Raw genomic sequence first — 18,764 nt, forward strand, 5'->3', positions numbered from 1 at the left:
GTGTCACAGCCGTGCTGATGGTCATCGAGGGGGTCGACGGCGCGGGCAAGCGCACGCTGACCAACGGGCTTCGCATCGCGTTCGAAGCCGCCGGCCGAACGACGACAACCCTGGCATTTCCGCGCTACGGCCAGTCGGTGGAGGCCGACGTGGCCGCCGAGGCGCTGCACGGGTCCCACGGTGACCTCGCCGACTCGGTGTACGCGATGGCGGTGCTGTTCGCGCTCGACCGTGCCCGCGCGCGAGCCGAGATCCAACGCCTGCAGAACACCTACGACGTCGTCATCCTGGACCGCTACGTCGCGTCCAACGCGGCCTACAGCGCCGCGCGCCTGCACCAGGACGCGGGCGGTGAGGTCGTCGAGTGGGTGCGCGCCCTGGAGTATGAGCGCCTCGCGCTACCGCGGCCCGATGCCCAGGTACTGCTGGCCGTGCCGATCGAACTGGCGGCTCAGCGGGCCGAGCAGCGCGCCAACACCGAGGTCGACCGGGCCAAGGACGCCTACGAGCGCGACGGCGGGCTGCAGCAACGCACCTCCGACGTCTACGCCGCCCTGGCCGCATCGCAGTGGTGCGGACGCTGGGAGGTCGCCGGGCCCGAGGTCGATCCGGCCGCACTCGCCGCCGAACTGGACCCTCACTAGTCCCGTTCGGCGTCATTCGCCGGTCAAAGCGCGAAACGCGCCGTGTGGTAGCCGGGGTTTATCGCAATTCGGTGACACCATGGTCTCCATGAGGCAAAGGATTCTGGTTGTCGACGATGACCCGTCGCTCGCCGAGATGCTCACCATCGTGCTGCGGGGCGAAGGCTTCGACACGGCGGTCATCGGTGACGGCACCCAAGCGCTGACCGCGGTCCGTGAGCTGCGGCCCGATCTGGTCCTGCTCGACCTGATGCTGCCCGGCATGAACGGCATCGACGTCTGCCGGGTGCTCCGCGCGGATTCCGGCGTGCCGATCGTCATGCTGACCGCCAAGACCGACACGGTCGACGTCGTACTGGGCCTGGAGTCCGGCGCCGACGACTACGTGATGAAGCCGTTCAAGCCGAAAGAGCTCGTCGCGCGGGTGCGGGCCCGCCTGCGGCGCAACGAGGACGAGCCGGCCGAGATGCTGTCGATCGGCGACGTCGACATCGACGTGCCGGCCCACAAGGTCACCCGCCAGGGCGAACAGATCTCGCTGACCCCGCTGGAGTTCGACCTGTTGGTGGCGTTGGCGCGCAAACCGCGGCAGGTGTTTACTCGTGATGTGCTGCTCGAACAGGTGTGGGGTTATCGACACCCCGCGGACACCCGTTTGGTGAACGTGCATGTCCAGCGGTTGCGGGCCAAGGTCGAGAAGGATCCGGAGAACCCGCAGGTGGTACTCACTGTTCGAGGAGTGGGGTACAAGGCCGGACCGCCGTGACATGCACGGCTCTCGGCCGTGGTCGTGATCCCGACCGCTTGGCGGTCGCCGTGCTGACCACTCGGCGGGCGCCGTGATCTTCAGCTCCAGACGACGCATCCATCGGCGCTCGGCGCCGCTGGTGCGCGGACTGGGCGCGCTGGGGCGGGCGATCAGCCTGGCCTGGCGGCGCTCCCTGCAGCTGCGCGTCGTCTCGTTGACGTTGGGCCTGTCGCTGGCCGTGATCCTGGTGCTCGGATTCGTGCTGACCAGCCAGATCACCGATCGCATCCTCGAGGTCAAGGTGCGAGCGGCGACCGAGCAGATCGACCGTGCACGCACCACGGTCAGCGGAATCGTCGGCGGCGAGGAGACCCGCTCGCTCGACAGCAGCCTGCAGCTGGCGCGCAACACACTGATCGATCGCAGCGCCGACGCCGAACCGGGGTTGGCGGGAACCTACGACGCGGTTCTGGTGGTTCCCGGCGACGGGCCTCGGGCGGCGACCGCGGCCGGCCCGGTTCAGCAGGTGCCCAACACGCTGCGGGAGTTCGTCAAGGCCGGCCAGGTCAGCTATCAGTACGCAGCAGTGCACACCGACGGTTTCTCCGGGCCCGCGCTGATCGTCGGCAGTCCGACGTCGTCATCGGTGACGAACCTCGAGCTCTACCTGATCTTCCCGCTCAACAACGAGGAGTCCACGATCGCGCTGGTGCGCGGGACGATGGCCACCGGGGGCGTGGTGCTGCTCGGACTGCTCGCCGCGATCGCCCTGTTGGTGGCGCGCCAGATCGTGCTGCCGGTGCGCTCGGCGTCGCGCATCGCCGAGCGGTTCGCCGAAGGCCACCTCACCGAGCGCATGCCGGTGCGCGGCGAGGACGACATGGCCCGCCTCGCCGTCTCGTTCAACGACATGGCCGAGAGCCTGCACCGCCAGATCACCCAACTCGAGGAGTTCGGCAACCTGCAGCGCCGGTTCACCTCCGACGTCAGCCACGAACTGCGCACCCCGCTGACGACGGTGCGCATGGCCGCCGACCTGATCCACGACCACAGTGATGATCTCGATCCCGCTCTGCGCCGGTCCACCGAGTTGATGGTCAGCGAGCTCGACCGGTTCGAGACGTTGCTCAACGATCTGTTGGAGATCTCCCGCCACGACGCCGGTGTCGCCGAGCTGTCGGTCGAGTCGCTGGATCTGCGCTCGACGGTGCGCAGCGCCTTGGACAACGTCGGGCATCTCGCGGCCGACGCCGACGACGAACTCGGCGTCGACATGCCAGGAGAGGAGGTCATCGCCGAGGTCGATCCGCGACGGGTGGAGCGCATCCTGCGCAACCTCATCGCCAACGCCATCGACCACGCCGAGCACAAACCCGTCCGCATCCGGATGGCCGCCGACGACGACACCGTCGCCGTCACCGTCCGCGACCACGGGGTCGGGCTGCGCCCCGGCGAGGAGAAACTGGTGTTCAGCCGCTTCTGGCGGTCGGACCCCTCGCGGGTACGTCGTTCCGGCGGCACCGGTCTCGGTCTGGCGATCAGCATCGAGGATGCCCGCCTGCACCAGGGCAGGCTGGAGGCCTGGGGTGAACCCGGTAAGGGCGCCTGCTTCCGTCTGACGCTGCCGCTCGTCCGCGGGCACAAAGTGACCACCAGCCCGCTGCCGCTGAAACCCGTTGGGCCGGAAGATGTGCCGCCGCGCAGCCGTGATCGTGAACCTGCGCAGGAGTCCGTGTGAGAACCCTGCTGGCCGTCCTGGGTGCGCTGGCATTGGTTCTGACCGGCTGTGCGGGCGTGCCCAGTTCGTCCTCGCCGCAAGCCATCGGAACCGTCGACCGGCCCGCCCCGCCCAGCCTGCCCAAACCGACTCCGGGCATGGATCCCGACGTGTTGCTGCGCGAATTCCTCAAAGCCACCGCCGATCCGGCCAACCGGCACCTGGCCGCGCGCCAGTTCCTCACCGAATCCGCTTCGCAGGCTTGGGATGACGCGGGCAGTGCGCTGTTGATCGACAACGTGGTGTTCGTCGAGACGCGTGGTCCCGAACGGGTTTCGGTGAGCATGCGCGCCGACATCCTCGGGTCGTTGTCGGACATGGGCGTGTTCGAGACGGGGGAGGGCGCGCTGCCCGACCCGGGGCCGATCGAACTGGTCAAGACCCCCGACGGTTGGCGCATCGACAAGCTGCCGAACGGCGTCTTCCTCGACTGGCAGCAATTTCAGGCGACCTACCGGCGCAACACCCTGTATTTCGTCGATCCGACCGGTGGCACCGTCGTGCCCGATCCGCGCTATGTCGCGGTCTCCGATCCCGACCAGCTGGCCACCGAACTGGTGAGCAAGTTGATCGCCGGACCGCGACCGGAGATGGCCAAGACCGTTCGTAATCTCCTCGAACCGCCCCTGAAACTACGGGGCCCGGTGACGCGCGCCGACGGCGGCAAGATGGGCGTCGGCCGGGGCTACGGCGGCGCCAGGATCGATCTGGACAACCTGTCGACCACCGATCCGCACAGCAGGCAACTGCTTGCGGCGCAACTCATCTGGACGCTGTCGCGCGCGGGGGTCAACGGGCCGTACGTCATCAATGCCGACGGTGCCGCCCTTGACGACCGGTTCGCCGACGGTTGGGAGACCTCCGACGTGGCGGCCACCGATCCCGGCGCGGCCTCGGGAGTGGCGGCCGGCCTGCACGCGTTGGTGGGGGGTTCGCTCGTCGCGCTCGACGGTCGGCGGGCGCCGCGGGTTCCGGGACAGTTCGGGCAGATGCCGGACCAGACCGCTGCGGCGGTGTCCCGCACGGGGCAGGAGGTGGCCTCGATTGTCACGCTGCGGCCGGGCGCACCGGATATGGCGTCGTCGATGTGGGTGGGCGCGCTCGGTGGCGCCGCATCGCAGGTGTTGGATGCGCGGAGCCTGTCGCGGCCCAGCTGGTCGCTCGACAACGCGGTCTGGGTGGTGATCGACGGTAACAACGTCGTGCGCGTCATCCAGGACGCATCGGGCCAGCCGGCGCGGATACCGGTCGACTCCACGCTGGTGTCGAGCAGGTTCCCCGGCGTGGTCACCGAGCTGCAGTTGTCGCGCGACGGCACGCGCGCGGCGATGGTCATCGATGGACGGGTGATCCTGGCCGGTGTCGAGCAGACGCCCGGCGGCGGCTACGCGCTGACCTACCCGCGACGGCTGGGGTACGGCCTGGGCAACACCGTGGTGTCGCTGTCATGGCGCACCGGTGACGACATCGTGGTCAGCCGCACCGATCCCCAGCATCCGGTCTCGTACGTGAACCTCGACGGCGTCAACTCCGACGGACCGAGCCGCAACCTGCTGATGCCGGTCACCACCGTGGCGGCCAACCCGTCGACGGTGTACGTCGCCGATGCCCGCGGGGTGGTGCAACTATCCGGCTCGGTGGCCGAGGACGATCCGGCGTGGGCCGAGGTGCGTCCGCTGCTGGTGCCGGGCGCCGAGCCCGTGCTGCCGGGCTAGAGCCGGCTCGCGAAATCAACACCAGGGTTGCAAACACACCCCTCGTCACGACCCTGGTGTTGCGTTCGCGAGAAATCGATGTGAACCGACCTCCGGTATCGCCCGTTGTCCTGACAGAACGACGCCGCAGGCGTTTGCTATCAGCCAGGAGTGAAGATGAGGACTCGCGGTCCGTTGATCACGTTGGGCGCGGTCGCCGCGCTGGCAGCCGCGCTGTGGCTCGGCAATGCTTCCCAGGAACCCGCGCCCGCGGCCGCGCCGGCGACCGAATCGGCCACCACGCCGAGCGCTCCGGCGCCCGCAACCGCGCCGCAACCGCCCGCGACGGGCTTCCCGGCCAGGGCCGACTACGTCGGAACCGTGCCGACGGCCATCGGCCCGATCACGTTGGAGATCTCGGTCGACGGCGACCAGGCGATCGCGTACGCCTGTGACGGCGACTCGGTCGAGATGTGGCTGCGAGGCGACGCCACGGACGGTGTCGTGAACCTCACGAGCAGGGACAAGACCGGGGTTCTCGACGGCCACCTCGACGGCGATGCGGTGATGGGGTTGCTGACCATCGGCGAGAAGAGCTGGGTGTTCACGGCGCCGGCCGCCGAAGCGCCCGCCGGCCTGTTCGTATACGAGCGCGACGGCGTGCGGAGCAGCTGGATCGTCGACGAGGACGGTGACGTCACCGGCGTGCTCCGTCGCAACGACGGATCCATCGGTCCCGCACCGGTTCTGGCCACCGACGGCACCGCGGTGATCGACGGGCAGCGGGTCAGGGCCGTTCGCGTCGGCGGTGGCAGCGATGTCTGATCCCGCTTCTGGGTTGGTGGCCACCCGCAACACCGGCGCGGCGGGGATGCTGATCGCCGTCAGCCTCGGCGCACTGGTCGCCATCACGCTCGGGGTGTTCGGCAAGCTCCATGAGCCGCAATTCTTTTCGATCAACGTCGCGGGGTTCTCCAGCGGCACGGCGGTGAAGTCGTGGCTGGCCACCCTTGCGGTTTCGTTGGCGCTGTTCCAACTGTTCTCGGCGTTCGTGATGTACCGGTTGACCCCCGGTGGGCGCGCGCCGGCGTGGATCGGAACGGCCCACGTATGGTCGGGCCGGTTGGCGGTGCTGGCGACCGTGCCGGTGGCCGTGCACTGCCTCTACGCGCTCGGCTTCGCCGACACCGACAGTCGGGTGCTGTTTCACTCGCTGTTCGGCTGTTTCTTCTACGGCGTCTTCGTCACCAAGATGATCCTGCTGACGCGTGGTGGGCTTCGCGGCTGGGTGCTTCCCATCGTCGGGGGACTGGTGTTCTTCGGGTTGGTCTACGTCTGGCTCACCTCGGCGCTGTGGTTCTTCCAAACCAGCGGACTGAGGTTCTGACGAAGGGATTGCCATGCGACGCAAACAATTTCTGGTGGGCGCCGGGCTCGGAATCGCGACCGGCGCGCTGGCGGCCTGCAGCACGTACGGTGAAGATTCCGGCGCCGCCGAGGAGCCGGCCGCCACGACCACCGGGGGAGCGGGGGCGCCGGTCGCGGTCCTGGCAAAGGTCGCCGACGTTCCGGTCGGCGGAGGTGTGATCGTCGACGGGACGGTGTTGACGCAGCCGACGCCAGGTGATTTCAAGGGGTTCTCGGCCACCTGCACTCACGCCGGGTGCACGGTGCGCGACGTGGCGGGCGGCACCATCAACTGCCCCTGTCACGGCAGCAGGTTCAACCTCGACGGCACGGTGGCCAACGGGCCGGCAGCCCGTCCTCTGGGGTCGAGACAGGTTGACCTGCAGGGAGATTCGATCATCTTACGCTGAGCACCTCACGTTGACGTGACGCCGGGAATGCGGCCTTCACGAAACGCTTCGACGAAATGGCGGTGATCGTCGCGCACGATGCCGGCGTACTCCAGACCGAACGTCACGAGGTCGGCCGAGAACTCCTCGACATGGTCGCCGATGACCGAGTCGATCGCCTCCTCGGTCTGGAACTCGACCACCCTCTGGTCGCTGTCGGCATCCCCGACGCAGTGCACTTTGGCCACCGCCCGCCCCAGCTGCTCGATCACTTCGGCCAATTCGTCCGGTTCGGTCAACTCGCTCCAGTCCAGATCGGCTGCATACGGGGATATCTCGCTGACGACGAAGCCGACGTCGTCGATGTCGGTGTAGCCCAGCAGCGGATCGGCGTGCGCCTGCAGCGCGCGTTGAGACACGGCCGTTCGGTGGCCGTGGTGCTTGAAGTGCCGACTCAGGCCTCCATCCTGAACGACGCGGCTGGGCGCGGCGACGTTGCCCTGCTTCATCGACAGCACGGCGTCGTTGTCCAACGCCTGGTTGAACCCCTCGATCAGCACGGTGTAGGTCGGCAGACCCGCGCTGCCGATACCGTGACCCTTCTTACCGATCACATCCTTGATGTCGTAGGTGATCCCCTGGAACCGTTTGGTTTTCGGAATGGTCTCAAGATATTCGGCGAAGGCAGTCTCGACCTTGGCGCGTTCAGCGTCCTCGAGTCGACGTACCCCGGCGGCCTGCCGGAAGCGTCTGTCCCGATCGTCCACCGCGGTCAGACGATCCAGCATCTCGGACCTCGTCGACAGCCGTGCGCTCTGCAAGGCCGACCGCACGGCGCCGCGCGCGGTGTCGAGATTCAACGAGAAGCTCGCGTCGTCGTCGGCCTGCAGGAACCACCGCACCTGATCGATGTAGGCGCGTGTGAAAGTGTCGATCAGCCTGCTGATTTCGTGATCCGACAGGGCCTTCTGCCAGCACATCAGCGCGACGCTGGCGGCGAACCGCTGCAGGTCCCAGGTGAAGTGCCCAATGTAGGCCTCGTCGAAGTCGTTGACGTCGAAGATCAGCTTGCCTGCGCCGTCCATGTAGGTGCCGAAGTTCTCGGTGTGCAGGTCGCCTTGGATCCACACCCGGCTCGTGCGCTCGTCAACCCAACGGTCCTCACGCTCGGCGACGTCGCGGTAGAAGACGCAGGCGCTGCCGCGGAAGAAGGCGAAGGGCTCGGCGGCCATCTTGCGGAACTTGGTCCGGAACGCATCTGGATCGGCCTCCATCAGATCGGCGAACGCGTTCACCAGGCAATCGACGATCAACGACTCCCGTTGGTCCTGCATGGACACGGAGTACCCCCGGGTGTCACCCCTTACCGCCACACTGACCGCGTGCTCGATCTCGTTCTCCCGCTGCAGTGCGGGGGCTGCGGCGCCCCGTCGACGCGGTGGTGCGCGGCGTGCGCGGCCGCACTGACGGTCAAGGCCGAAGATCCGCACCTCGTCTCGCCGCGCGTCGACCCCGGAGTTCCGGTGTACTCCCTCGGCCGTTACGCCGGGCCGCGGCGGGCAGCCGTCATCGCGGTCAAAGAGCACGGCCGAACCGATCTGCTGCCTGCGCTCGCCGGGGCGCTGCGGGCCGGCCTGGTGCACCTGCTCACCTGGGGACTGGTCGACACCCCGGTGACGGTGGTCCCCGCACCGACCCGGCGGTGGTCGGCGCGCCGGCGGGGCGGTGACCCGGTGACCCGGATGGTCCGCACCGCGGCGGCCGACTTGCCAGGGGTTGCCGTCCTACCAGCGTTGCGCACCCGCGCGTTCGTGGCGGATTCGGTCGGGCTGTCCACCGCCGCCCGGCAGCGCAACATCGGCGGCCGGGTCCGGGTCGCACGGCCCGTCGCGGGCGAAGTGCTCGTCGTCGACGACATCATCACCACCGGCGCCACGGCCGCCGAGTCGGTTCGCGTGCTGCACACCGTTGGGGCGCGCGTGGCGGCCGTGTTGGTTGTGGCGAACGCGTGACCGCCGCCGCGGCGCCGATTGTCGGGCTCACATAGCAGACCGAGGTGAAGAACTGGAAACAGGTACCCGGATTCACTGGCACTACCGGGTGAACGCGGCTACCGTCGGCTGCAACACCCGTGAATGACTCACGGCCGGCGCTGAAGATTCGAAGCGCCAGCATCGCCGACGCGGTAGGAGGTGAGTAGACGACACCTTGCACCGGCGAGCGGCGAGACATGCAAACCCCGTCGGTGCGGATCCACGACAACCCGGGCACGCTGACGCGTGCGGACGCCGAAGAAACGAGTTGCCAAGCATGTCAAGCCAATCCCTGGACTCCCGAACGATGGTGATCGAGGACGAAACGCCCGAACCCCGACCGCGCGCCGAAGTCGCGGTCACCGGCCGCAACGTCGAGATCCCCGACCACTTCCGCACGTACGTCGCAGAGAAACTGTCACGCCTGGAACGATTCGACCGCACGATCTATCTGTTCGACGTCGAGCTCGACCACGAGCGCAACCGACGTCAACGCAAGAACTGTCAACACGTCGAGATCACCGCACGCGGCCGCGGCCCGGTGGTGCGCGCCGAAGCGTGTGCCGACAGCTTCTACGGCGCGATGGAATCGGCGGTGGACAAGCTCGCCGAGCGGCTCCGCCGCGCACGCGACCGCCGCAAGATTCACTACGGCGACAAGACCCCGGTATCGGTCGCCGAGGCCACCGCTCTCACCGCCGCACCAGAGCCGCTGACCACGACACCGCCCGAACACGACGGCGCCGCGCTCGACGAGCACGAGCCAGGGCGCATCGTGCGGATCAAGGAGCATCCGGCCACACCGATGACCGTCGACGACGCGTTGTCGCAGATGGAGCTGGTGGGCCACGACTTCTTCCTCTTCCACGACAAGGAGAGCGACCTGCCGTCCGTGGTCTACCGCAGGCACGCCTACGACTACGGCTTGATTCGGCTCGCCTGAGCCGGCGGCTCGGTCCGGCTCGCCTGAGCCGGACCGAGCACTATTTCCCCTGGCCTGACGTAGCTGGGCCGGGTCGGGCAGCATGTCGCCTACCATGGGTTGAGCTCAAGACTTCCAAACCCATAGGGGAACTAGCGTGCTGCAAAAGTTGCTGCGTCTCGGCGAGGGCCGGATGGTCAAACGCCTCAAGGGGGTGGCCGACTATGTCGACTCCCTGGCAGCCGATGTCGAGAAGCTGACCGACGCTGAACTGCGGGCCAAGACCGACGAGTTCAAAAAGCGCGTGGACAACGGCGAAAGCCTCGACGACCTGCTGCCCGAAGCGTTCGCCGTCGCCCGCGAGGCGGCCTGGCGGGTGCTGGATCAGAAACCGTTCAAGGTCCAGTTGATGGGCGGCGCGGCGCTGCACTTCGGCAACGTCGCGGAGATGAAGACCGGTGAAGGCAAGACGCTGACCGGTGTGCTTCCGGCCTACCTCAACGCGCTGTCCGGCAAGGGCGTGCACATCGTCACCGTCAACGACTACCTGGCCAGGCGCGATGCCGAGTGGATGGGCCGTGTGCACCGGTTCCTCGGCCTGGAGGTCGACGTGATCCTCGCGCAGATGACCCCGGACCAGCGGCGGACCGCCTACGCCGCCGACATCACCTACGGCACCAACAACGAGTTCGGGTTCGACTACCTGCGCGACAACATGGCGCACTCCCTGGCCGATCTGGTTCAGCGGGGGCACAACTTCGCGATCGTCGACGAGGTCGACTCCATCCTCATCGACGAGGCCCGCACCCCGCTGATCATCTCCGGCCCCGCCGACGGCGCATCGCAGTGGTACACCGAGTTCGCGCGCATCGTGCCGCTGATGGAAAAGGACGTCCACTACGAGGTCGACATCCGCAAGCGCACCGTCGGCGTGCACGAACTCGGCGTCGAGTTCGTCGAGGATCAGCTGGGCATCGACAACCTCTACGAGGCGGCCAACTCGCCGCTGGTCAGCTACCTGAACAACGCGCTGAAGGCCAAGGAGCTGTTCCAGCGCGACAAGGACTACATCGTGCGCGACGGCGATGTGCTCATCGTCGACGAGTTCACCGGCCGCGTGCTGGTCGGCCGTCGCTACAACGAGGGCATGCACCAGGCCATCGAGGCCAAGGAGCGCGTCGAGATCAAGGCCGAGAACCAGACACTGGCCACGATCACGCTGCAGAACTACTTCCGCCTCTACGACAAGCTCGCCGGCATGACCGGTACCGCACAGACCGAGGCGGCCGAGCTGCACGAGATCTACAAGCTCGGGGTGGTGCCCATCCCCACCAACAAACCGATGATCCGCGCCGATCAGTCCGACCTGATCTACAAGACCGAAGAGGCCAAGTACATCGCCGTCGTCGACGACGTCGCCGAGCGCTACGAGAAGGGCCAACCGGTCCTGATCGGCACCACCAGCGTGGAACGTTCGGAGTACCTGTCCCGCCAGTTCACCAAGCGCCGCATCCCCCACAACGTCCTCAACGCGAAGTACCACGAGCAGGAGGCCTCGATCATCGCCGAGGCCGGCCGGCTGGGCGCGATCACCGTTGCGACGAACATGGCGGGCCGCGGTACCGACATCGTGCTCGGCGGTAACCCGGACTTCCTCACCGACAAGCGGTTGCGCGAACGTGGTCTGGACCCGGTGGAGACGCCGGATGAGTACGAGAAGGTCTGGCACGAGACGCTGTCCGCGGTCAAAGCGGAGTGCGCGCGCGAGGCCGAGGACGTCATCGCCTCGGGCGGCCTGTACGTGCTGGGTACCGAACGGCACGAATCCCGGCGCATCGACAACCAGCTGCGCGGCCGCTCCGGACGCCAGGGCGACCCCGGCGAATCCCGGTTCTACCTGTCGCTCGGCGACGAGCTGATGCGACGGTTCAACGGCGCCACGCTGGAGGCGCTGCTGACCCGGCTCAACCTGCCCGACGACGTGCCGATCGAGGCGAAGATGGTCACCCGCGCCATCAAGAGCGCGCAGACGCAGGTCGAGCAGCAGAACTTCGAGGTCCGCAAGAACGTCCTCAAGTACGACGAGGTGATGAACAAGCAACGTGTGGTCATCTACGACGAGCGGCGCCGCATCCTCGAGGGCGAGAACCTGGCCGAACAGGCCCGCAAAATGCTGGTCGACGTGATCACCGCCTACGTGGACGGGGCCACCGCCGAGGGCTACTCCGAGGACTGGGACCTCGAGCAGCTCTGGACCGCACTCAAGCAGCTGTATCCCGTCGGCATCGACCACCACGACCTGATCGACTCCGACGCCATCGGTGAGCCCGGCGAACTGACCCGCGAGGAGCTGCTCGAGGCGTTGCTCGCCGATGCCGAACGTGCCTACGCCGAGCGGGAGAAGCAGATCGAGGAGATCGCGGGCGAGGGCGCGATGCGTCAGCTGGAGCGCAACGTGCTGCTCAACGTGCTGGACCGCAAGTGGCGCGAACACCTCTACGAGATGGACTACCTCAAGGAGGGCATCGGCCTGCGCGCGATGGCCCAGCGCGATCCGCTGGTCGAGTACCAGCGCGAGGGCTACGACATGTTCATCGGGATGCTCGAGGGGCTCAAGGAGGAGTCGGTCGGGTTCCTGTTCAACGTCGCGGTCGAACCCGCGCCGCAGCCGGCCGTCGCCCCGATCGCCACACCGTCGGGCCTCACCGAGTTCGCCGAGGCGGCCGCCGCGCAGGCCCAGGGTGGCGTGGCCACAAAGGAACGGCCGACCGGAACCGGCCTGCGCGCCAAGGGGATCGACGACGAGTCGCGTCCGCTGACCTACACCGGGCCGTCCGAGGACGGCTCGGCTGAGGTGCAGCGGTCCGGCAACGGTAGCGGCGCACCGCGGCCCGCGGGGCCCAGCGGCGGCACCCGCAAGCAGCGGCGCGAAGCCGCGCGGCAGCAGGCCCGCGAACAGAAGACGATGCGCAGGCGTTAAGGCTCGACCAAAGCGGCGATGCGGCCCAGCGTGGCCCGCATCCCGTCCTCGGCCTGCTTGGGCGTCTCGCCCCGCTTGAGCAACAGGCGTTGCCGGTCGCCGGATATGTCCCAGGTTTCGCGCACCAGCGTGCCCTCGGATGTCGGTTCGAGTTCGTAGCGCCAGATGCGCCCGCCGATCAGCCCGAGGGGGCCCATCGTCGTCTTCCACGCGATGCGGCGGTCGGGTTCGAACTCGACGACCGTGTTGGTGGTCCGGTACGGAAGGAACAGCGACTCGGGCCTGCCCCGCATCGCCATGCCGAATGTGGCCCCGGCAGAAAGAGGTTGAGACTTCTCACCGGGTGCGTGAGCGACGGTGCCCGAACCGTCGAAGGCCGGATGCCTGCCGGCGTCGGCGAGCAACGCGAAGATCGCGGCCGGATGCGCCTTGATGAGGCGTTGCACGCTGATCGAGTTTCCCTGCACGCCGAGCAGGCTAGCGCTCAACCGATCTGCAGCGCGACCACCCGCCAGCGCCGGCCGTCGAACGCGATGCGCGCCGCGATCGCGCGGATGCGCTGTCCGCGACTGTAAGTGCCGAACACCTCCGCGGCCGGACCCTCGACGTCGGTCACGCGCACCCTGACCCGGCGCAGGGTGGCGACGGTGGAGTGCGGGTGCCGGGTCATCGCGAGCACAGTTTCGATGAGCGCCGGCGCCAACAGCGGGCGCAACTGCGCCACGGGTCGGCGCCGGTCGATCACCTCGAGCACCCGGCGCAACGCCGCATCGGCGAATACGACCGCGGCGCGCGGCGGGGCGGGCTCCGCGGGGTTCGGCGCGGGCCGTTGCGGGTGCGGAGTGCGCACACCGGCACCCGCCCTGCCGGATGGGCGGCGGCGCAGCGCTTTTGGCGACGGTGGCGCACAGGCGCCGACACCGAGGGGCGGTGGCTCACAGTCGATGACGGGCGCCACCAGCGCGGCCGGTCGCTCCTTGTCGGGGGCGGGCACGGTGGCTCCGGCGGGGGTGCACGATGATGTCACAACGCGTTCTCCAGCGACTCGACGAGACAGAACCCGTCTGCTGGAGAGTGGCAGACACCACCATGATCGCACGACCGGCAGGGGCTCCAAGACACCGAGAAGCACCCGTGATGCACATCCGCAGGGTTTGCCTATAGCGTGGCGGGAACTTCGGCGCACGCGGTCGGGCCGCGCCGGTACAGGGGAGGGACGACGTCGCGATGGTCACCCGGTTGTCGACGGCGGACGCGTCGTTCTACCACCTGGAGAACACATCGACGCCGATGTACGTGGGTTCGCTGTCGATCCTTCGCAAACCCCGCAGCGGCCTGAGCTACGAGACCCTGCTGGCCACCGTCGAACAGCGGCTGCCGCAGATACCCCGCTACCGGCAGAAGGTGCGCGAGGTGACACTGGGCCTGGCGCGCCCGGTGTGGGTGGACGACCGCGACTTCGACATCACCTACCACATCCGTCGCTCCGCCCTGCCCTCGCCGGGAAGCGACGCCCAATTGCACGAACTCATCGCGCGGCTGGGGTCACGCCCGTTGGACAGGTCGCGGCCGCTGTGGGAGATGTACCTGATCGAAGGTTTGGCCAAGAACCGCCTCGCGATCTACACGAAGTCGCACCAGGCGCTGGTGAACGGAATGACGGCGCTGGAGATCGGCCACGTCATCGCAGACCGCACGCAGAAGCCGCCGGAGTTCGGTGAAGACATCTGGATCCCGTTGCGCGAGCCCAGCGATCGACAGTTGCTGCTCGGTGCGCTCGGCGAGTGGATCATGCGCCCGGCCGAGCAGCTCGGCGCCGTCCGCTCGGCGGTCGTCGACGTCGCGACCAACGCGGGCCAGCTGGTCGACATGGGTCGTCGGGCACTCGAGGTGGCCCGCACCGTCGCGCGCGGCACCGCACCGAGCAGCCCGCTCAACACCACCGTGTCGCGCAACCGGCGGTTCACCGTCGCCTGCGGGCGGCTCGAGGACTTCCGCGCCGTGCGCGCCCGCTACGACTGCGACGTCAACGACGTGGTGCTGGCCGTGGTCGCCGGCGCGTTGCGCAACTGGCTGATGTCGCGCGGCGAACCGGTGACCTCCACCGCCCGGGTGCGGGCGATGGCACCGATGTCGGTGTATCCGGACGCCGAACTCGACGCGACCGGCCCCGGCCAGGCCATCAGCGAGGTGACACCGTTCCTCGTCGACCTTCCGGTCGGCGAGGGCAACCCGGTGGTTCGCCTCTCCCAGATCGCGCACGCCACCGAGTCCGCGTCCACCGCAGCCAGCCTGGTCGACGCGAGAACCATCGTGACCCTGTCGGGGTTCGCTCCGCCGACCCTGCACGCCATGGGCATCCGGGTGGCCACCACGTTCTCGGCGCGCCAGTTCAACCTGCTGATCACCAACGTGCCGGGCGCACAGCATCAGATGTACATCGCGGGCACCAAGCTGCTGGAGACCTACGCGGTGCCGCCGCTGCTGAGCAACCAGGTGCTGGCGCTGGGTGTGACGTCCTACAACGGCATGGTCTACTTCGGCATCAACGCCGACCGCGACGCCATGAGCGACGTCGATGTTTTGCCGAGCCTGCTGCGCGAGTCACTCGAAGAGCTGCTCGAGGCGGCCCAATAAACCCGACTGTGCGTTTGCGGGATTGACTCTCTCGCCGCCAGCGGGGTCGAATTGGGTCACCATGACGACGAGCGCAGAGAACGAGACGCCGGGAAAAGCCAGAACCGCCACGAGGCGCGCACTCAGATCGCCGACCGATTCCGTCGTGCCCCATCCGGCGCTCGATCTGCCGCCAGGAGATGGCGCCGTCACCCGGTCGCGTGGCGTGGACTGGGTCGTCTTCGGGGTCACCGCCGTCGTGGCCATCGCCTTTCTGGTGTGGGGCTTCGTCAGTACCGAGTCGCTGGCATCGGCGTCGGGCAGTGCGCTGACGTGGGTCATGGACAACACCGGGTGGCTGTTCGTGCTGACGTCGTCGGGTTTCGTGGTCTTCATTCTGTGGCTTGCGATCGGCCGCTTCGGCGCTATTCCACTCGGTCGTGACGACGAGGAACCCGAGTTTCACGGGGTGTCGTGGGTCGCGATGATGTTCAGCGCCGGCATGGGCATCGGACTGATGTTCTTCGGGGTGGCCGAACCGCTTTCGCACTTCGTGACACCACCACCGGGCACCGGTGAGCCCGGTAACCCGGAGGCCGTGCAGACCGCGATGGCCACCACGCTGTTCCACTGGTCGCTGCACCCGTGGGCGATCTACGCGGTGGTGGGCCTGGCGATCGCCTATGGCGTCTACCGCAAGGGCCGGCTGCAGCTGATCAGCGCGGCGTTCGAACCGCTGCTGGGCTCGCGCGCCAACGGGCCGTGGGGCAAGGTCATCGACATGCTGGCGATCTTCGCCACGCTGTTCGGCTCGGCCGCCTCACTGGGTCTGGGCGCGCTGCAGATCCGCAGCGGCCTGCAGATCGTCGGCGGTATCGGAGAGACCGGCAACACCATCCTCGTCGTCATCATCACGGTGCTCACGACGGCGTTCGTGCTGTCGGCGGTCTCCGGGGTCGCGCGTGGCATCCAGTGGTTGTCCAACATCAACATGGTGCTGGCGACGGTGCTCGCATTCTTTGTATTCGTCGTCGGGCCAACGGTTTTCATCCTCAACCTGTTGCCGACATCGCTGGGCAGCTACATGGCCGACTTCGCGATGATGTCCGCGCGCACCGGCGCCGAAGGCGCCGACGTCAACGAGTGGCTGCAGTCCTGGACGATCTTCTACTGGGCGTGGTGGGTGTCGTGGACGCCGTTCGTCGGAATGTTCATCGCGCGGATCTCGCGGGGTCGCACCATCCGGCAGTTCGTCACCGGCGTGCTGTTGGTGCCGAGCCTGGTGTCGCTGGTGTGGTTCGCGGTGTTCGGCGGTTCGGCGATCCGCGTGCAGGAGGAAGGCACCGACCTCGCCGGCGAAGGCAGCATCGAGGCGCAGCTGTTCGGCCTGCTCGACCAGTATCCGATCGCGACGATCGCCAGTGTGATGGTGATGCTGCTGGTGGCCATCTTCTTCGTCTCCGGCGCGGACGCGGCATCGGTGGTGATGGGGTCGCTGTCCGAACGCGGCACGATCAGACCGGGTCGAGCCACCGTGATCTTCTGGGGTGTGGCCACCGGCGCGGTCGCGGCGGTGATGCTGCTGGTCGGCGGGGAGGACGCGCTGACCGGGCTGCAGACCATCACCATCATCGCGGCGCTGCCGTTCGTCGTCGTGATGGTCGGTATGGCGGTGGGGTTGGTCAAGGACCTGCGCCGCGACCCGCTGATGGTCCGCAGACAGTATGCGCGGGAGGCCGTCGACACCGCGGTCATCCAGGGCGTCACCGAGCACGGCGACGACTTCGTCATCTCGGTGGAGAAGGATCCGGCGAGCGACAAGTCGCCCGACGACTAATCTCGCCTGGTGCGCGTCTACATCCCCGCGACCCTGACCATGCTGCAGCAGCTCGTGGCCGACCGGGTGCTGCATGCCCGCAGCGGTACGGCGTTCGCGCTGACACCCGCCCTGCGTGAGTCGTACGCCGAGGGCGACGACGAGGAACTCGCCGAGGTCGCGCGCCGGGAAGCCGCGCTGGCGTCGCTCCGACTGCTCGCCGGCGAGGGCGTGGGGGACCTGCCGCCGCGCCGCGCGGTGGTGGAGGCCGAGGTCGAGGGTGTGACGCCGCGCCCCGATCTCGACGATGCGGTGGTGCGGCTGGCCGGTCCGGTGGCCTTCGAGGACGTCATCGCCGCCTATGTCGACAACGCCGAGGCCGAGTCCGCGGTGTTGCCCGCGATCGAGGCCGTCGACGAGGCGGACCTGGGCGACGACGACGCGGACTTCGTGGTCAACGACGCCCAGGACCACGACCTGGCCTGGTACGCGCCGCAGGAATTGCCGTTCCTGCTCGAACTGCTCTGAACCGGGTATCGGCCGTGATCTCGGCTGGATACGGAAACGTAGGTTACGGTACCGTAGGTTCATGGCCAAGAATTACGTCAAGGTCTCGGCCAACGTCGCCGATACGGTGCGGCCGAACGTCGCCGGCGGGCATCCGGGCATGCGAGCTCTGCGCAGTATCGCGACCCGGATCACCACGCCGCTGCTGCCCGACGACTACCTGAAGCTCGCCAACCCCCTGTGGTCGGCGCGGGAGCTGCGCGGCCGGGTGCTCGACGTCCGGCGCGAGACCGAGGATTCGGCGACGCTGGTGATCAAGCCGGGGTGGGGCTTCTCGTTCGACTACCAGCCCGGTCAGTACATCGGAATCGGTGTGCAGATCGACGGCCGCTGGCGCTGGCGGTCCTATTCGCTGACCTCGGCGCCGTCGCGCACCACCCGCACCATCACCATCACGGTCAAGGCCATGCCCGAGGGCTTTCTGTCCACGCATCTGGTGGACGGGCTGGCGCCGGGCACGATCGTGCGGCTGGCCGCTCCGCAGGGCAATTTCGTGATGCCCGACCCCGCACCGGCCAAGGTCCTGTTTCTGACCGGTGGCTCGGGCATCACGCCGGTGATGTCGATGCTGCGCACGCTGGTCCGGCGCGACCAGATCACCGATATCGTCCATTTGCATTCCGCGCCAACGGAATCCGATGTGATGTTCGCCGCCGAGCTCGCCGAGCTGGCCCGTGCGCACGGCGGCTACCAACTGCGGTTGCGCGCGACGCGCACCGCGGGCCGGTTGGACCTGGTCCGGCTCGACGACGAGGTGCCCGACTGGCGCGAACGCCAGACCTGGGCGTGCGGCCCCGAGGGCATGCTCGATGCGGCTCAGCGGAACTGGTCGGCGGCCGGCCTCGCCGAACGCCTGCATCTGGAACGGTTCGCCGTATCCAAGACCGCCGTGCACGGGCAGGGCGGAACCGTCGAGTTCGCGCGCAGCGGTAAGACGGTCAGCGTCGACGCGGCCACGCCGCTGATGGAGGCCGGCGAGGCGGCCGGCATCCGGATGCCCTTCGGATGCCGGATGGGCATCTGCCAGTCCTGTGTGGTGGGTCTCGTCGACGGCTATGTGCGCGACCTGCGCACGGGCGTCGAACACGAACCCGGAAGTCGCGTGCAGACGTGCGTTTCCGCAGCATCCGGCGATTGTGTGCTCGATGTCTGAGGTTTACTGGCTGGTAAC

At 68.0% G+C, this 18,764-nt stretch carries 17 protein-coding genes; 14 read left to right on the top strand and 3 right to left on the bottom strand.

The genetic code is table 11. The annotated features are described in order from the left end of the window. Nucleotides 1-11 precede the first annotated feature (11 nt). From AU197_RS02405 to AU197_RS02435, 7 genes are all read left to right on the top strand, one after another. A complete protein-coding gene (locus AU197_RS02405) occupies nucleotides 12-644 on the top strand; it encodes a dTMP kinase (protein ID WP_064400752.1) in 633 nt (210 codons plus the stop codon). A 79-nt stretch (nucleotides 645-723) separates the two neighbouring features. Further along, nucleotides 724-1,410: a two-component system response regulator MtrA gene (gene mtrA / locus AU197_RS02410; protein ID WP_064345844.1), complete on the top strand. Its 687-nt coding sequence runs from the start codon at nucleotides 724-726 to the stop codon at nucleotides 1,408-1,410. 73 nt (nucleotides 1,411-1,483) lie between these two features. After that, complete coding sequence (mtrB, locus tag AU197_RS02415) at nucleotides 1,484-3,130, top strand: MtrAB system histidine kinase MtrB (protein WP_064400753.1); 1,647 nt, start codon at nucleotides 1,484-1,486, stop codon at nucleotides 3,128-3,130. Then, entirely contained in the window at nucleotides 3,127-4,884 is a 1,758-nt protein-coding gene (lpqB, locus tag AU197_RS02420; RefSeq protein ID WP_064400754.1) for an MtrAB system accessory lipoprotein LpqB, read from the top strand. The genes mtrB and lpqB overlap by 4 nt, the downstream gene beginning before the upstream one ends. Before the next feature lie 156 nt (nucleotides 4,885-5,040). Next, the gene (locus AU197_RS02425) at nucleotides 5,041-5,688 is read left to right on the top strand and encodes a hypothetical protein (protein WP_064400911.1); all 648 of its coding nucleotides are present in this window, start codon (nucleotides 5,041-5,043) and stop codon (nucleotides 5,686-5,688) included. Next, nucleotides 5,681-6,250 carry a DUF6529 family protein gene (locus AU197_RS02430; protein ID WP_064400912.1) on the top strand — a complete coding sequence of 190 codons (570 nt, stop codon included), beginning with the start codon at nucleotides 5,681-5,683 and terminating at the stop codon, nucleotides 6,248-6,250. The genes AU197_RS02425 and AU197_RS02430 overlap by 8 nt, the downstream gene beginning before the upstream one ends. Nucleotides 6,251-6,263: 13 nt before the next feature. Continuing rightward, the gene (locus AU197_RS02435) at nucleotides 6,264-6,680 is read left to right on the top strand and encodes a QcrA and Rieske domain-containing protein (protein WP_064400755.1); all 417 of its coding nucleotides are present in this window, start codon (nucleotides 6,264-6,266) and stop codon (nucleotides 6,678-6,680) included. 5 nt (nucleotides 6,681-6,685) lie between these two features. Here AU197_RS02435 and AU197_RS02440 read toward each other — a convergent pair whose 3' ends face one another. Beyond that, entirely contained in the window at nucleotides 6,686-7,993 is a 1,308-nt protein-coding gene (locus tag AU197_RS02440; protein ID WP_064400756.1) for a DUF2252 domain-containing protein, read from the bottom strand. 48 nt (nucleotides 7,994-8,041) lie between these two features. Between AU197_RS02440 and AU197_RS02445 the strand changes: the two genes are divergently transcribed. The 3 genes from AU197_RS02445 (at nucleotide 8,042) to secA (ending at nucleotide 12,594) form a co-directional block, all read left to right on the top strand. Further along, a complete protein-coding gene (locus AU197_RS02445) occupies nucleotides 8,042-8,671 on the top strand; it encodes a ComF family protein (RefSeq protein ID WP_064400757.1) in 630 nt (209 codons plus the stop codon). 328 nt (nucleotides 8,672-8,999) lie between these two features. Beyond that, complete coding sequence (gene hpf, locus AU197_RS02450) at nucleotides 9,000-9,635, top strand: ribosome hibernation-promoting factor, HPF/YfiA family (protein WP_197415446.1); 636 nt, start codon at nucleotides 9,000-9,002, stop codon at nucleotides 9,633-9,635. 136 nt (nucleotides 9,636-9,771) lie between these two features. Next, nucleotides 9,772-12,594, top strand: a complete 2,823-nt coding sequence (gene secA / locus AU197_RS02455; RefSeq protein WP_064400759.1) for a preprotein translocase subunit SecA — start codon at nucleotides 9,772-9,774, stop codon at nucleotides 12,592-12,594. Here the strand turns inward: secA and AU197_RS02460 are convergent. Both AU197_RS02460 and AU197_RS02465 read right to left on the bottom strand, forming a co-directional pair. Further along, nucleotides 12,591-13,061, bottom strand: a complete 471-nt coding sequence (locus tag AU197_RS02460; RefSeq protein WP_064400760.1) for an SRPBCC family protein — start codon at nucleotides 13,059-13,061, stop codon at nucleotides 12,591-12,593. The two genes, secA and AU197_RS02460, sit on opposite strands and share 4 nt — an antisense overlap. Nucleotides 13,062-13,078: 17 nt before the next feature. Beyond that, entirely contained in the window at nucleotides 13,079-13,588 is a 510-nt protein-coding gene (locus tag AU197_RS02465) for an Rv3235 family protein (protein WP_064400761.1), read from the bottom strand. Nucleotides 13,589-13,821: 233 nt separating this feature from the next. On the opposite strand from AU197_RS02465, the gene AU197_RS02470 reads away from it, so the two are divergent. From AU197_RS02470 to AU197_RS02485, 4 genes are all read left to right on the top strand, one after another. Continuing rightward, complete coding sequence (locus tag AU197_RS02470) at nucleotides 13,822-15,231, top strand: WS/DGAT/MGAT family O-acyltransferase (protein ID WP_064400762.1); 1,410 nt, start codon at nucleotides 13,822-13,824, stop codon at nucleotides 15,229-15,231. 61 nt (nucleotides 15,232-15,292) lie between these two features. Further along, a complete protein-coding gene (locus AU197_RS02475; protein ID WP_064400763.1) occupies nucleotides 15,293-17,047 on the top strand; it encodes a BCCT family transporter in 1,755 nt (584 codons plus the stop codon). 6 nt (nucleotides 17,048-17,053) lie between these two features. Beyond that, entirely contained in the window at nucleotides 17,054-17,554 is a 501-nt protein-coding gene (locus AU197_RS02480) for a DUF6912 family protein (protein WP_502687850.1), read from the top strand. A gap of 61 nt (nucleotides 17,555-17,615) precedes the next feature. Then, nucleotides 17,616-18,746 (top strand): ferredoxin reductase, encoded by a 1,131-nt coding sequence (locus tag AU197_RS02485; protein WP_064400765.1) that lies wholly within the window; start codon nucleotides 17,616-17,618, stop codon nucleotides 18,744-18,746. Nucleotides 18,747-18,764 lie beyond the last annotated feature (18 nt).

The organism is Mycobacterium sp. IS-1590, assembly GCF_001500025.1.
Classification (GTDB): Bacteria; Actinomycetota; Actinomycetes; order Mycobacteriales; family Mycobacteriaceae; genus Mycobacterium.

Bases quoted from the DNA above. Each gene is read 5' to 3' on its own strand.
- AU197_RS02425 (WP_064400911.1), top strand. From the start codon at position 5,041: ATGAGGACTCGCGGTCCGTTGATCACGTTGGGCGCGGTCGCCGCGCTG.
- AU197_RS02435 (WP_064400755.1), top strand. From the start codon at position 6,264: ATGCGACGCAAACAATTTCTGGTGGGCGCCGGGCTCGGAATCGCGACC.
- AU197_RS02440 (WP_064400756.1), bottom strand. From the start codon at position 7,993: ATGCAGGACCAACGGGAGTCGTTGATCGTCGATTGCCTGGTGAACGCG.
- AU197_RS02475 (WP_064400763.1), top strand. From the start codon at position 15,293: ATGACGACGAGCGCAGAGAACGAGACGCCGGGAAAAGCCAGAACCGCC.
- AU197_RS02485 (WP_064400765.1), top strand. From the start codon at position 17,616: ATGGCCAAGAATTACGTCAAGGTCTCGGCCAACGTCGCCGATACGGTG.
- AU197_RS02430 (WP_064400912.1), top strand. From the start codon at position 5,681: ATGTCTGATCCCGCTTCTGGGTTGGTGGCCACCCGCAACACCGGCGCG.
- AU197_RS02470 (WP_064400762.1), top strand. From the start codon at position 13,822: ATGGTCACCCGGTTGTCGACGGCGGACGCGTCGTTCTACCACCTGGAG.
- hpf (WP_197415446.1), top strand. From the start codon at position 9,000: ATGGTGATCGAGGACGAAACGCCCGAACCCCGACCGCGCGCCGAAGTC.
- mtrA (WP_064345844.1), top strand. From the start codon at position 724: ATGGTCTCCATGAGGCAAAGGATTCTGGTTGTCGACGATGACCCGTCG.